Here is a 14,462-nt window from a genome sequence, read left to right as displayed (position 1 = left end):
GGCCCGGTAAAGGCGTCGGTAAAGGCACACAAAATTTTTGGACCGTCGTGCGGTTTTCATTCACCGGCCCCTCGGGGCGGAACTCATTCCTCCGCACAAGGCCGCTTTGATTGCGTCTTGAAGCAGTCTCTCTCATTATCTGTGGTCGTTATGCAACTACGTCATGTCGAACTTGGCGCCACAGTAGCCACAAGGAAGCATGAGGGTTGACGCCAAAACGAGACGTGCTGGCCGGGAGGTTTGGAGTCCATGTATGCGAGCACCATCGTCCCGAGAATTGTCCCTGACGCGGTCGCGTCATTCGCGGACGGGGTCTTCAGCCCCATGCCGCGGGTGGACCAGCGCAGGTGGGCGGAGGTTTATCTCCGTGGCTTGCTGCTTGTAGAAGGTAAGAAAACCGTTCGCAAGATAGCTGAGAGCATACTTTCCATTCCGGCGCACCAGTCATTGCAGCAGTTCATCAACCAGAGCCCGTGGGAGTGGGAACCCGTACGGGCCCTCTTGGCGCGCCACGTGCAGGCCGCGGAGCGGCCGAGGGCGTGGGTGCTGGCCCGGACCGCCATCCCGAAGCGCGGCGACCGATCCGTCGGAGTGGAGCGGCAATTCCTGCCGGAAGCCGGTCGCACCGTCAATTGCCAGATAGGAGTGGGGGCCTTTCTGGCGAACAGCACCGGCAGCATTCCCGTCAATTGGCGGATTCTGCTGCCGCGGCGCTGGGGAGAGAATCCGAAACTGCGCAGTTCCGCCTACATACCGGAAGGGGTCGAGGCGAAACCGGAATGGCGCGAACTCCTCGACATGGTCGACGAGATGGACGGCGAGTGGGGGCTCGCGAAGGCGCCGGTGATCGCCGACATCCGCCATCTGCGGCAGGCCGACAGTTTCATCAAGTCCCTGGTCGACCAGAACCACACTTTCGCCCTGGAGGTGGACGGTTCGCTGAAGGTGCTCGGGGGCGCGCACCTGAATGCCGTACCGGACGGGCGCAGTGACGGGCCGCGGGTCACCGGGAAAGTCGTCGCGGTGCGGGACTACCTCCAGTACCCGGGGGTGCGGCGCAGCAGCTCCCTCACCCCGCTCCAGGCTCAAAACCGCCGTAGCCAGGTGGTGTCCTCGCTCGTACGGGTACCGGCCACCGGACGGCACGCGCCGCCCCGCGTGGTCAGGCTGCTCAGCGAGACCTTTCCGCTGGGGCGCCCGCCCCGCTACTGGATCACCAATCTGGCCGACCACCGCGTCGACTCGGTGATGTCCCTGGCCAGGCTGTCGCTGCGCACGAAGCTCGACACGCAGAGCCTGGAGGACCGCTTCGGGCTGCGCGACTTCGAGGGCCGGTCGTTCCGCGGCTGGCACCACCACATGACGATGGTTTCGGCCGCCTACACCTTCGACAAAATCGGCTGGTGTCATGAATCGGCGCTGTGTTCGTGTAATTGAGACCACACGTATCTGTCACCCTGGCCGGAAACACCCCTCTCCCGCCGGTCCGTGTCACCGCCCCCGTGCGGGAGCGGCACGCTGCCGGCGCGCAACACCCGCCCGTGGAGTACGCGGTTGTCCGTCCCGGGGAAGCGGACGATGACCGTGGCCAATGAATGCGATGGGTCCCGCATAAAGTGACGCCGCCCGCCGCGTACCGCAGTATCTCCTCGGCATCATCACTTTTCGAATCCGGCCGCATCTCGCGGCCCGGCTGTCGACGGCGGCACCCGTGATCCGGGTGCCGCCGCTGTGCGGCGCATGCCGGGCAGCCAATTCGGCACTGGCACTGATTGACGTTCGTGCCGCGTGATATCACAACTACCGATGAGTACTGATGGTTTTTTCGAGGGAGGGCGGGTTGCAGCAGACAAGGGCTCGCAGGACGCGTCGGGCGATTCTGGACGCGGCCGCGGAGGTGTTCGGCAGGCAGGGATACGACGGGACGGCGCTTTCGGACATCCTCGAAGCGGCCGGGGTCACCAAGGGCGCCCTCTACTTCCACTTCACGTCGAAGCGTCAGGTGGCGGAGGTGGTGCTGGAGGAGGAGGCGGCGCAGTGGGCCGGGCTCGCCTCCCGCGCGCAGCAGGGGGCGCCAGGTCTCCAGGGGCTGATCGACTTCTCGTTCGCCGTGGCACGCCATATCCAGGGCAGTCCGGTGGCCCACGCCGGGGTGCGGCTGCGCCGCGACGGCAGCGGCTTCAGCGGCCCGTGGGGGGCGCCGGAGGAGTCGTGCGCCGCGCTGGGCCGCGGCTTCCTGCGGCGCGCCCGCACCGACCGTGAGCTGCGCGGCGGCGTCGACTGCGACGCGGCGGCCGACACCGTCGTGGCCGCGGTGATCGGCGCGCAGCTGCTCGACGAACGGGTCCCGGGCGGCCCGGCGCTCGAGGACCGGATCTCCGCGGTCTGGCGCCTGCTGCTGCCGGGCATCGTCCCGGAGAGCAGGTCGGCGGACTACCGCGTCACGGCGCCTGAGCCGCTCGCCGAGGACGGTGACGCCGCCGGGCGGGAGGCGCCCACGGGACCGGCCGCCTACGGGCCGGTGTCCTGACCGGCGCCCCCACCGCGTTCAGGGAAATATCCGGCGCTGACGGCGCAACGCGCGGCGACGGTGCCGCGTCTCACCCGCGTGTGGGCGGCCTCCCCCGGGGGAGGGGGGAGGACGGCGCCGGCCTTTTGCGGAATGGCGACCACCACTTATGACGGGGGAATGCCGGAGGAATGCGGACATGCCGCTCATCCGGCCGCGGGGCGTCCCGGTAATGCCCCCGGTCACGGGCGCGGCGGCGCTGAATGGCCCCGGTTAAAGTACGCACCAGACGGTTTGTTTCGGACGTGACCAAACCGCTCACGGCAACAACCGGTCCCACGGGGGAAATCCCGGGTCGGGCAGTGCGGCGGCTCATCACCAGGAGGTTCGTTTGGCCACCCAGCAGCGCGCGTTGCGTACCCGGCGGCGCGTCATCGAAGCCGCTGCCGCCATCTTCGACGAGCAGGGGTACGCGTCCGCCAGTATCACCGACATCCTCCGGGCCGCCGGCGTCACCAAGGGCGCCCTGTACTTCCACTTCGACTCCAAGGAGGCGCTCGCGCGCAGCGTCATGGCCGAGCAGCGCAGATCCGTGATCCTCACCGACACGGGCCTGCACACGCAGACGGTCATCGACCTCACCCACGGGGTGGCGCGGTCGTTCGCCCAGGACACCCTGCTCCGGGCCAGCTTCCGGCTGACGGTCGAGCAGGGCGTCCTGGGCGACTCCGATCCCGGGCTCTACCAGTGGTGGACCGACCTGTGCCGCGGCCAGCTCGCGCTGGCCCGCGACCACGGCGAACTGCGGTCCGGCGCCGCCCCCGAGGCGCTCGCCAACATGATCGTCGGCTCCTTCACCGGCGTGCAGTTACTGTCGGCGGTGTCCAGCGGGCGAGCCGACGTGGTCGACCGGCTCACGGCCTGGTGGAAGATCGCCCTCCCCGGCATGGTGCGGGAGACCGTCCTGCCCCGGCTGCGCCCCCACGGCAGCGCGGACGTGATCGCGATGGTCACCCGGAACTCCCGGGGCCCGCGGTCGGCCGGCGCGTCGGGATGACGTCCCGCGGGAGCGCCCGCCCCAGGAAACCGAGGGGAATCCAGGCCCAGCCGGGCCGGTACGTCGTCTCGTACAGCACCTCGTAGACCGCCTTGTCGAGGACGTAGGCCCGCAGCAGGCCGAGGTCCCCCGCCCGGTCGCGGCCCGCCGCACGGGCGTAGCCGCGCCAGAAGGCGTCCACGCTGCGCCCCGCCCAGCGCCTGGCCGCGGCCCGGCGCCGCATCAGCTCGGGGAAGCCGGTCTCGGCGCCGTTCAGCCCCTGGTGCGCGGCGTAGTCGAACGAGCGCAGCATGCCCGCCACGTCGCGCAGCGGCGAGTGCACGGCGGCGCTCTCCTGCCCCGCGGCCAGCGGCTCGCCCTCGAAGTCGAGCAGCAGCCAGCCGTCCGCCGTCCGCAGGGTCTGCCCGAGGTGCAGGTCCCCGTGGACGAGCTGGGCGAGCCGCCCCGCGCCCGGGTCGAGCCCGGCGACGCGGCCGAACAGCGTGCGCAGCCGCGCCGCGTGCGTCCGCAGCCGGGGCACGACGGTCAGCGCCTGATCGAGCCTGCTGAGGAACGACTCCGCCAGAGCCTCGTAGTCGCGCGCGCCCAGCGGGACGCTGCCCCCGGCCGCCGCGAGGTCGCTGTGGACCGCCGCGACCGCCTCGCCGAGCCGCGCGGCCTCGCCCGTGAAGTCACCGCTCACCGCGTTCTCCAGCGCCAGGTCCCAGCCGCTGGCCGCCTCGGGCAGGTACGACTGGAGCGTCGCGAGGGTGTACGCGGGCCCGTCCTGCGCCGTGGACTCCAGCGAGCCGAGCAGCGGCGGGACGTGCCGTGACCCGGCGTCCCGCAGCATGCGGTGCAGCACCAGGTCCGGGTTCGCGCCGGGCAGCGGGCGGCGGTAGACCTTGAGGATGTACCGCTCGCCGACCACCACCGACGTGTTGGTCTGCTCGCCGCCCGGCGGCCTGACGCGGACCGGCCCGCGCGGCGGCGCGAAGCCGGGCGGCTCGGCGCGGAACGCGAGGCTGCCGAGCGTGCGCCCGCCCGCCATGTGCCGTATCAGCGTGCTGACCGGCCCCGGGTCGGACAGGGCGTCCCACACGAACACGTCGCCGATCCGCGCGATGGGCGCGACGCCCGGCGGCTGGTGCACGGCGGCGCCGACGGCCAGCGGGATCTGGTACGGCCCGGTGTCGCCGCCGGCCGCCGCGCCGTCGCGGACCAGGGCGATCAGCCCGGTGCTCCCGGCGCGGTGGAACACGTACGTCCGCAGGATCTCGGGGTGGGGCAGCCGCCCGTTCGTCGCGGCGAACCAGCGCTGCCCCGTCAGCCAGTCGGCGAGCGCCGCGCGGAACGCGGCGCTGCGCAGCACGTCTTCCACGCGGCGGGGGTCGTACGCGCCGAACGGCGTGCCCGGTGTGTGGATGTCGGTCACGGCTGCTCCGGTCCCTCGACGCCGAACCAGTAGAAGCCGTACGCGTCCAGCGTCAGCCGGTACGGCTCGGGGCCGACCGGCGGGAAGGCGACGGCGCCGGTCAGTTCGACGAGCCCGGCACCCGCGAGGCCGGGCAGCGCGATCTCCACGGGCTGCGGCACGCGCGACAGGTTGGTCACGCACAGGACGCGGTCGTTCGTCCCGTCGGGGCCGGTGTGGTGCCGCAGGAAGGCGAGGACCGCCGGGTTGGACGTCGGCACCTCCTCGAAGGTGCCGAGGCCGAACGCGGGGTGCCGCTTGCGGATCGTCAGCATCCGCCGGTTCCAGTGCAGCAGCGACGACGGATTGCGCAGCTGCGCCTCGACGTTGACCGCCGCGTGGCCGAACACCGGGTCCATGATCACGGGCAGGTCGAGCCGCCCCGGGTCGGCCGTGGAGAAGCCGGCGTTGCGGTCGGGCGACCACTGCATGGGGGTGCGGACGGCGTCGCGGTCGGCGAGCCAGATGTTGTCGCCCATGCCGATCTCGTCGCCGTAGTACAGGATCGGCGAGCCCGGCAGGGACAGCAGCAGGGCGGTGACGAGCTGGAGTTGGTCGCGGTCGTTGTCGAGCAGGGTCGCGAGGCGCCTGCGGATGCCGATGTTGGCCCGCATGCGCGGCTCCGGCGCGTACTTCTCGTACATGAACGCGCGTTCCTCCTCCGTGACCATCTCGAGCGTCAGCTCGTCGTGGTTGCGCAGGAAGATGCCCCACTGGCAGTGCTCGGGGATGCTGGGGGTGGTGGCGGTGATCTCGGAGATCGGGTTGCGGTTCTCGTGCCGCAGCGCCATGAAGATGCGCGGCATCAGCGGGAAGTGGAACGCCATGTGGCACTCGTCGCCGCCCTGTTCGGCGTCGCCGAAGTACTGCACGGCGTCCACGGGCCACTGGTTCGCCTCGGCGAGGAGGATGCGCCCCGGGTACTCGGCGTCCACGATCGTCCGGACGTTCTTCAGGAAGTCGTGGGTCCTGGGCAGGTTCTCGCAGTTGGTGCCCTCCTCGGCGAAGAGGTAGGGCACGGCGTCGAGGCGGAAGCCGTCGATGCCGAGGTCGAGCCAGAAGCGCAGCGCGTCCAGCATCGCGTCCTGCACGCGCGGGTTCTCGTAGTTGAGGTCGGGCTGGTGCGAGAAGAAGCGGTGGAAGAAGTACTGCTTGCGGACCGGGTCGAACGTCCAGTTGGACGACTCGGTGTCCACGAAGATGATCCGCGCGTCCGGATAGCCCTCGTCGTCGTCCGCCCACATGTAGAAGTCGCCGTACGGGCCCTGCGGGTCCTTGCGCGACTCCTGGAACCACGGGTGCTGGTCGCTGGTGTGGTTCATCACCAGGTCGATGATCACGCGGATGCCGCGCGCGTGCGCCGCGTCGAGCAGGCCGGTGAAGTCCTCGATCGTGCCGAACTCCGGCAGCACCGACCGGTAGTCGCTGATGTCGTAGCCGCCGTCGCGCAGCGGGGACGCGTAGAAGGGCGGCAGCCACAGGCAGTCCACGCCCAGCCAGCGCAGGTAGTCGAGCTTCTCGGTGAGGCCCTTCATGTCGCCCGTGCCGTCCGCGTCGCTGTCGAAGAACGAGCGGACCAGCACCTCGTAGAAGACGGCGCGCTTGAACCAGTCGGGCTCCACCGGCATGGACCGCGCGGTCTCGTAGGACTCGGACTCCGGCTCGACGATCACGCCGGGGGCTATGCGCCTGCTCATCGGGGAAGCTCCTTCGTCAGCAGCCGGGCGACGGCCCGCGCCGGATCGATCGTCACGGGGGTGTCCGTGTCCCACAGGCCCGTCGTGCCCGTCACCCGGTCGTGCAGCAGCAGCGGCCTGTCGGCGCCGAAGGCCTCCGGCACGCCGCGCACCACGCCGCTCTGCGGGGTGTGCGGGTCGAGGGTGACGACGCACAGCACGCGGTCGCCGGTGGCCGGGTCGGTCTTCACGTACGCGAGCAGCGCGTCGTTGTCGACGTCGAGGAAGTCGATGCGGCGCAGCTGCCGCAGCGCGGGGTGCTCGGCCCGTACGCGGTTCAGCAGCGTGAGCCACGGCGCGAGGCTGCGGCCCTGCGCCTCGGCCGCCGCGTGGTCGCGGGGGCGCAGCTCGTACTTCTCGGACCGCGCGTACTCCTCGCTGCCCTGCCGCAGCGGCAGGTGCTCGTACAGCTCGTAGCCGGAGTAGACGCCCCAGGTGGGCGACAGCGTCGCGGCGAGGGCCGCGCGCAGCGCGAACATGGCGGGGCCGCCGTGCTGGAGCGTGGCGTGCAGGATGTCCGGCGTGTTCACGAAGAAGTTGGGCCGGAGGAAATCGGCCTCGGACGCCAGCTCCCGCGCGTAGTCCGCCAGTTCCTGTTTACGGGTGCGCCAGGTGAAGTACGTGTACGACTGCGTGAATCCGGCGCGCGCCAGGTCTTTCAGGACGGCCGGCCTGGTGAATGCCTCGGCGAGGAACAGCACGTCGGGATGTGTTTCCTTGACGCGCCGGATGAGGTCTTCCCAGAAGTTCAGCGGTTTCGTGTGCGGATTGTCGACGCGGAAGATCCGCACGCCCTGTTCGACCCAGTGGAGGACGACGCGGAGCACTTCCGCGCGCAGGCCCTCGGGATCGTTGTCGAAATTCAGCGGATAGATGTCCTCGTACCGCTTCGGCGGATTCTCGGCGTAGCGGATCGTGCCGTCCGGGAGGGTCGTGAACCATTCCGGGTGCTCGCGCACCCAGGGGTGGTCGGGGGAGCACTGGAGGGCCAGGTCGAGGGCGACCTCCATGCCCAGGCCGCGCGCGACGGTGACGAAGTCGCGGAAGTCCGCGAGGGTGCCGAGCAGCGGGTGCACGGCGTCGTGCCCGCCCTCGTGCGAGCCGACGGCCCACGGCGAGCCGACGTCGCCGGGGCCCGCGACCAGCGCGTTGTCCGGGCCCTTGCGGTGCGTCGTGCCGATGGGGTGGACGGGCGGCAGGTACACGACGTCGAAGCCCATGGCGGCGATGCGCGGCAGGTCGGCGGCGGCGGTGGCGAACGTGCCGTGCACCGGCCGTCCTCCGGCGTCGCGCCCGCCCGTGGAGCGGGGGAACATCTCGTACCAGGCGCCTGCCAGCGCCCGTTGCCTGTCGGTCTCGATGTGGCGCACGGGGCCGCGCGTCACCAGGTCGCGCAGCGGGTGGCGTGCGACGAGCGCGGCCACCGCGCCGCCGAGCGCCGGGGCCAGGCGGCGCTCCAGCGGCAGGCCGGCGCGGCGCAGGGCCGCCGCCGCGTCGCGGGCGGGCGCCGGGTCGGCCCCCTGGCCGCCCGCCTCGGCGGCCAGCCGGTCGAGCAGGCGCGCGCCGGTCTCCAGCTCGTTGGCCAGCGCCTCGGCGCGCCTGCCGGCCGAGGTCAGCGCGCGGATGTCGCTCAGCCAGGTCGCCCAGGGGTCGCCCCAGGCGTCCACGCGGAAGGACCACATGCCCTCCCGGTCGGGGACGACGGTGGCCTCCCACCGGTCGAGCCCCTCGTCGACCAGCGTCATGGGGAGTGTCACCGGTCGCGCGTCCCTGCCGGGACCCGACCACACGACGGAGGCCGCGACCCGCTCGTGGCCCTCGCGCCATACGGTCGCCGTCACGGGCACGTGCTCCCCGACGACCGCTTTCGACGGACGGGTGCCACCGCTGACGACAGGTGTGATATCTGATACGGCTAGTCGGCCGCTCATGTCGGAACCCCTTCTTGACGGGTTGTCGGGTCCCAGAGTGCGTAATTCCCTACCACTTTCCGCCGTCATCGGGCCGATTCGGCGGCCACTGCGTCAACTTGCGCGGGTGGGTGTGCGGGGGCGGTATTCCGCGCCGCGGGAAAAGGGCGGACGCATCGGCAAGTTGAACAAGTGGTCGCGCGCGGCACGGCCTTTCTTGCCCGACCGGGGCCCGCCTGACTGTACTGGGGAGCGGCCCGGAAAACGGGGCCGATACCCATCGACCATGGAGGGCTCGTGCCCAAGCAAATACTCGTGGTGCTTTCCGAGTACGGTTACTGGGGTGAAGAACTCGTCGGGCCCGTCGAGGCCCTCGACGCCGCCGGTTACGGCATCACCTTCGCCACCCCGACCGGCCGCCGCGCCCAGGCGCTGCCGCCCAGCCTCGACGCCGAGTACATCGACCCCCCGCTCGGCCGCTCCGTCACCACGCGCGACATGGCGCGCCGCGCCCGCGAGCTGGACGAGTCGAGCCGCCTGGACAACCCGCTGAGCCTGCAGGACCTCATCCCCGAGCGCCCCTACTACAGCTCGCTCAACCACCTGCGCGAGCTGGAGGAGTACAACCGCAGGCTCGACGCGGCCACCGAGGACCTCGTGTCCGGCTTCGACGGCCTCGTCCTCGTCGGCGGCAGCGGCCCCATCGTGGACCTGGCGAACAACGAGCGGCTGCACGAGCTGGTCCTCGCCTTCACCGCCGCCGACAAGCCGATCCTCGCCGAGTGCTACGGCGTCGCCGTCCTCGCGTTCGCCCGCGACCTGGAGTCGCGCGCCAGCCTCCTGTGGGGCAAGCACGTCACCGGCCACCCCAAGGAGTACGACTACAAGGACGGCACCGGCTTCATCGGCGTGGACTTCAACATGGGCCCGCCGCCGTACCCGCTGGAGTACATCCTGCGCGACGCGACCGGCCCCGAGGGCGCCTTCCACGGCAACGTCGGCAAGGAGGTCTCCGTCATCGTGGACTTCCCCTTCATCACGGCCAGGTCCACGCCCGACTCCCTGCCCGCCGGGCAGCTGATGGTCGACGTGCTGGAGAACGGCCTGCGCCGCCACGGCTGGTGACCCGCCTTCCCCCCGTCCTCCCCTCCGTCCTCTCCGGAAAGGACTGACCAGGCATGCCTGCCAGGCCCGGAAAGACCGCCATCTTCGAGCAGTTCGCGGCGGATGGCATCACGTACATGTTCGGTAATCCAGGGACCGTCGAACAGGGCTTCCTGGACGAAGGACGCCGCTTCGATCTCTCCTACGTGCTCGCCCTCCACGAGGGGGCGGCCGTGGGCATGGCCGATGGGTACGCGCGAGCCACCCAGCGTCCGGGCCTGGTCCAGCTGCACAGCGGAGTGGGCCTCGGCAACGGCATCGGCATGCTGTACCAGGCCAAGCGCGGCGGGTCGCCCCTCGTCGTGGTCGTCGGCGAGGCCGGCGTCAGGTACGACGCGATGGACGGCCAGATGGCCGCCGACCTGGTCGCCATGGCCGAGCCGGTGACCAAGTGGGCCACCCGGGTCGTCGATCCGGGCTCGACGCTGCGCATCCTGCGCCGCGCGGTCAAGATCGCGATGACCCCGCCGCGCGGCCCGGTCGTCGTGGTCCTGCCCGCCGACGTGATGGATGAGCTGACGTCGGAGCCCGCGGTGCCGACCAGCATCCCCGACACCCGCTCGGTCCCGGCGCCGGACGCCCTGGCCCGCGCCGCCGACCTGCTGCGGGACGCGGAGCGCCCGCTGATCGTGATGGGCGACGGCGTGGCCGTGTCCGGCGCCCAGGCCGAACTGACCAGGGTGGCCGAACGGCTCGGCGCCCGCGTGTGGGGCGCGAACTCCTCGGAGGTCAACTTCGACACCACGCACCCGCTGTACGGCGGCGAGCTTGGCCACATGTTCGGCGCCAGCAGCGCCCGCGTCGTGGGCGACGCGGACGCGGTGCTGATCGTGGGGACGTACGTCTTCCCCGAGGTCTTCCCGCTGCTGGACAGCCCGTTCAGGCCGGACGCCAGGATCGTGCACATCGACCTGGACTCCTACGAGATCGCGAAGAACTTCCCCGTGGACGTCGGCCTGGTCGCCGACCCGCGCGCCACCCTGGCCGCGCTGGCCGACGCCCTGGGCCAGGACACCTCCGGCCGTCCGGTCGCCGCCGCCCCCGCGCCCGCACCGGCGCCTGGGGAGGACGCGACCGTCGCCGAGGCGTTCGTCGCCGCGCTCGCCGAGACGGCCCCGCCCGGCCTCGCCCTCTTCGACGAGGCCCTCACGGCGGGCGGCCCCCTCGCGCGGCACCTGCCGCCGCGGGTCCCCGGCTCGTTCTTCCAGACGCGGGGCGGCTCCCTCGGCGTCGGCATCCCCGGCGCCGTCGGCATGAAGCTGGCGCGGCCCGACGTGCCGGTCGTCGGCTTCACCGGTGACGGCGGCAGCATGTACACGTTCCAGGCCCTGTGGACCGCGGCGCGCGAGAACATCGGCGCCAAGTTCGTGATCTGCAACAACGGCCGCTACCGGCTGCTGGACCTCAACATCGCCCAGTACTGGACCGACCTCGGCGTCGAGCCGCACGACGTGCCCGACGCCTTCGACCTGACCAGGCCGGCCATCGCGTTCAGCGAGCTGGCCGCCGCCCTGGGCGTGCCGGGACAGCGCGTGGAGACCCACGACCAGATCCGGCCCGCCCTGGACGCCATGTGGTCGCACGACGGCCCGTACCTGATCGACCTGGCCGTCGACTGACACACGGGGGTGCTCCCGGCGCGTGTGCCGGGAGCACCCGTCGAGAAAGGAAGACAGTGAACGTGCCCGCCCGTTCGACGCCGGTCGCCGCGACCGTGGAGGACCTGGTACGCGACTGGTACGACGCGCTGGGACGCGGTGTCCCGGCCGAGCAGCTGCTGCCGTACCTCGCCAACGGACTGCGGATCGACCTGCCGACGGCGGTGGTGCGCGGCCCGCAGGAGTTCAGCCGGTGGTACCTGACGGACGCCTGCCTGCCGTTCACCCGCTGCAAGCCGGAACCGGCCGGGATACAGGTCCGCGTGCAGTCGCCCGTCCACGCGATGGCCTCGGTGTCCGTGGCCGGTCCTGACGGCACGCCCGCCGCACGCCACGAGTGGTGGGTCGTGTTCCAGGACGGCGTGCCCCGGATCAGGACGATCGCGGTCGAGCCGCGGCCGTCGTCCGAGGCGCCGGCACCCGCGCCGCTGACCCGCATCTGAGACCGGCCCGCCCGCCCGCCGCGCCCGCCGCGCGGCGGGCGCCGGCCGGCAAGCCTACGACTCGCAAGGGACCCACCGATGAGCCACAATCCGTCCGTCGACGGCCGGCTGACCGGCCGCCGCATCGGCATCCTGGTGGAGGGCGACTTCCTCGAGGAGGAGATCTCCTACTACCAGCGCCGCTTCGCCGAGGAGGGGGCCGAGGTCGTCCTGCTGACGCGCCTGTGGGGGCAGCCCTCGCTCCGCTTCACCGGCCACGACCGCGGCGCGCCGCTCACCGTCTCCGGCGACCTGGAGGCGCTCGACTACGCCGAACTGTCCCGGTACGCCGCCCTCGTGGTGCCGTCGGGCCAGGTCGCCGACCGGCTGCGCTACAGCGAGGACGTCGACCGGCTCGCGCCCGCCGTCGAGCTGATGCGCCGCGCCTTCCGCATGCCGCAGCTCGTGAAGGCGTTCTCCTGCCACGGCCTGATGTTGGTCACCGCCGCGCCCGAACTCGTCCGCGGCCGCCAGCTCACCTGCCACAACAACCTCGTCGGCGACGTGCGCAACATGGGCGCGCACTACACCGACCTCGACGTCGCCGTGGACCGCGACCTGGTGACGGGCCGCACCGTCGGCGTGAGCCACCTGCTGGCCCGCGCCGTCATCGACCGGCTCGACCCGCCCGCGGGGGCCGGCTCATGACCGGCACCGGCACCGGCGAGGGGAACGCGCAGCTCCCGTTCACCTACTCCGACACGACCGCCGGATACGTCATCGGCCGCCAGGACCGGCGCGTCGCGCTGCGCACCCTGGACGGCCAGGAGGTCACCGTCCACCTGACCGCGACCACCTCGGGCCAGCGGATGCGCAACCTCGGGCAGCCGTACGAGGACGTCAGCGGCAGCCTGTACGACGTGCTGCTGCCCGGCACGTTCGTCTTCTGCCACGGCCCGGTCTACCCCGAGGCGGACGGCCCGCACTACCAGGCGTCCCAGCTCACCGTCGTCAACGCGCCCGACGGCGCGTGGCCGTTCGAGCGCGACGGCTGGTGGGTGGAGCAGCTGCGGCAGCTGGCGCGCTTCTACCGGCGGTCCCAGTTCGGCGAGGGCGAGATCGACTTCGGCGACTACCGGACGGAGATCCGCGGCAGCGGCCACAAGACGCAGGTCCAGGTGCAGGAGGCCGACACCGTCTCCCGCATGGTCTACGGCATGGCGAGCGCGTACATGCTTACCGGCGACGAGGACTTCCTCACCGTCGCCGAGCGCGGCTCGCGCTACCTGCACGACCATATGCGCTTCGAGGACCCGGACGAGGACACCGTCTACTGGTACCACGGCGTGGACAACACGGGGATGCGCGAATTCAAGCTGTTCGCCTCGGAGTTCGGCGACGACTACCGCGCCATCCCGGCGTACGAGCAGATCTACGCGCTGGTCGGGCTCACGCAGACGTACCGCCTCACCGGGTCGCCCGAGATCCTCGCGGACATCGAGGGCACGCTGCGCCTGTTCGACAAGCACTTCGCCGACCCGGTCGGGGGCGGCTACTGGTCGCACATCGAACCGGTCACCCTCAGCCCGTTCCACGACGCGCTCGGCCCCAACCGGGCCCGCAAGAACTGGAACTCGGTCGGCGACCACGCCCCCGCGTACCTCTTCAACCTCTACCTCGCCACGGGTGACGAGCGCCATCTCCGCATGCTGGAGCACACGTTCGACATGATCGTGACCCACATGCCGGACCGCTCCCACCCGCCGAGCCCGTTCGTCCAGGAGCGCTTCCACGGCGACTGGACGCCCGACCGCACCTGGGGCTGGCAGCAGGACCGCGCCGTCATCGGCCACAACCTGAAGATCGCCTGGAACCTCACGCGCATGCAGGGCGCCGTGCCGAAGCGCGAGTACCGCGCCCTGGCCGAGCGCATCGGCGCGACCATGCCGGACTTCGGCCGCGACATCCGGCGCGGCGGCTGGTACGACCTGCTGGAGCGCACCGCGGAGAACGGGCGCCACCACTTCGTCTGGCACGACCACAAGACGTGGTGGCAGCAGGAGCAGGCGATCCTCGCCTATCTGATCCTCGCGGGCAGCACCGGCTCCGACGAGTTCCTGACCCACGCGCGCGAGTCGTCCGCGTTCTACAACTCCTTCTTCCTGGACCACGACGAGGGCGGCGTCTTCTTCACCGTCCTGGCCCAGGGCCTGCCCTTCCTGATGGGCAACGAGCGCCTCAAGGGCAGCCACGCCATGAGCATGTACCACAAGGCGGAGCTGTGCTACCTCGCCGAGGTGTACACGCGGCTGCTGATCCGGCGCGAGCCGCTCGACCTGTGGTTCAGGCCGCGGCCCGACGCCGACTACCCGGGGCGGCTGCTGCGGGTGTCGCCCGACGTGTTCCCGCCCGGCCGGGTCGTGCTGGACCGCGTGCTGATCGACGGCGCGCCGTACGGCGACTTCGACCCGCAGGCCATGACGGTCCGGCTGCCCGCCACGTCGGCGCCGGTCACCGTCCAGGCCAGGGTGCGGCCGGCGGACGGGTGAGCGA

Annotated in this window: 11 protein-coding genes; 8 read left to right on the top strand and 3 right to left on the bottom strand. The window is 71.3% G+C overall.

What is annotated here, in order from left to right:
* The first annotated feature begins 249 nt into the window (after positions 1–249).
* The 3 genes from ACIBPC_RS21735 (at position 250) to ACIBPC_RS21725 (ending at position 3,566) form a co-directional block, all read left to right on the top strand.
* The gene (locus ACIBPC_RS21735) at positions 250–1,437 is read left to right on the top strand and encodes a transposase (RefSeq protein WP_362967275.1); all 1,188 of its coding nucleotides are present in this window, start codon (positions 250–252) and stop codon (positions 1,435–1,437) included.
* 403 nt (positions 1,438–1,840) lie between these two features.
* On the top strand, positions 1,841–2,530 hold the full coding sequence (locus ACIBPC_RS21730; RefSeq protein ID WP_398846819.1) for a ScbR family autoregulator-binding transcription factor: 690 nt from the start codon (positions 1,841–1,843) through the stop codon (positions 2,528–2,530).
* A 370-nt stretch (positions 2,531–2,900) separates the two neighbouring features.
* A complete protein-coding gene (locus tag ACIBPC_RS21725; protein ID WP_362967279.1) occupies positions 2,901–3,566 on the top strand; it encodes a ScbR family autoregulator-binding transcription factor in 666 nt (221 codons plus the stop codon).
* Here the strand turns inward: ACIBPC_RS21725 and ACIBPC_RS21720 are convergent.
* The 3 genes from ACIBPC_RS21720 to ACIBPC_RS21710 all read right to left on the bottom strand — a co-directional run bounded on the left by ACIBPC_RS21720 (position 3,520) and on the right by ACIBPC_RS21710 (position 8,686).
* Positions 3,520–4,980: a hypothetical protein gene (locus ACIBPC_RS21720; protein WP_398846817.1), complete on the bottom strand. Its 1,461-nt coding sequence runs from the start codon at positions 4,978–4,980 to the stop codon at positions 3,520–3,522. The genes ACIBPC_RS21725 and ACIBPC_RS21720 overlap by 47 nt on opposite strands.
* The gene (gene treS / locus ACIBPC_RS21715) at positions 4,977–6,647 is read right to left on the bottom strand and encodes a maltose alpha-D-glucosyltransferase (RefSeq protein ID WP_398847152.1); all 1,671 of its coding nucleotides are present in this window, start codon (positions 6,645–6,647) and stop codon (positions 4,977–4,979) included. Before treS ends, ACIBPC_RS21720 begins: the two co-directional genes overlap by 4 nt.
* A 65-nt stretch (positions 6,648–6,712) precedes the next feature.
* Entirely contained in the window at positions 6,713–8,686 is a 1,974-nt protein-coding gene (locus tag ACIBPC_RS21710; protein ID WP_398846815.1) for a maltotransferase domain-containing protein, read from the bottom strand.
* A 276-nt stretch (positions 8,687–8,962) separates the two neighbouring features.
* Here ACIBPC_RS21710 and ACIBPC_RS21705 point away from each other — a divergent pair, with 276 nt between their 5' ends.
* The 5 genes from ACIBPC_RS21705 to ACIBPC_RS21685 all read left to right on the top strand — a co-directional run bounded on the left by ACIBPC_RS21705 (position 8,963) and on the right by ACIBPC_RS21685 (position 14,458).
* On the top strand, positions 8,963–9,790 hold the full coding sequence (locus tag ACIBPC_RS21705; protein WP_362967286.1) for a type 1 glutamine amidotransferase domain-containing protein: 828 nt from the start codon (positions 8,963–8,965) through the stop codon (positions 9,788–9,790).
* 53 nt (positions 9,791–9,843) lie between these two features.
* On the top strand, positions 9,844–11,448 hold the full coding sequence (locus ACIBPC_RS21700) for a thiamine pyrophosphate-binding protein (protein WP_362967288.1): 1,605 nt from the start codon (positions 9,844–9,846) through the stop codon (positions 11,446–11,448).
* A gap of 62 nt (positions 11,449–11,510) precedes the next feature.
* Positions 11,511–11,930, top strand: coding sequence for a hypothetical protein (locus ACIBPC_RS21695; RefSeq protein WP_398846812.1), 420 nt, complete (start codon positions 11,511–11,513; stop codon positions 11,928–11,930).
* A 78-nt stretch (positions 11,931–12,008) separates the two neighbouring features.
* Positions 12,009–12,617, top strand: coding sequence for a DJ-1/PfpI family protein (locus ACIBPC_RS21690; RefSeq protein WP_398846810.1), 609 nt, complete (start codon positions 12,009–12,011; stop codon positions 12,615–12,617).
* Positions 12,614–14,458 (top strand): AGE family epimerase/isomerase, encoded by a 1,845-nt coding sequence (locus tag ACIBPC_RS21685; protein ID WP_398846809.1) that lies wholly within the window; start codon positions 12,614–12,616, stop codon positions 14,456–14,458. The genes ACIBPC_RS21690 and ACIBPC_RS21685 overlap by 4 nt, the downstream gene beginning before the upstream one ends.
* Positions 14,459–14,462: the final 4 nt, after the last annotated feature.

Origin of the sequence: Streptomyces sp. NPDC049879 (genome assembly GCF_044461265.1) — a bacterium.
Taxonomy (GTDB): Bacteria; Actinomycetota; Actinomycetes; order Streptomycetales; family Streptomycetaceae; genus Streptomyces.
The sequence above is the reverse complement of the archived record's forward strand: the minus strand, read 5'-3'. Positions and strand labels throughout refer to the sequence as shown.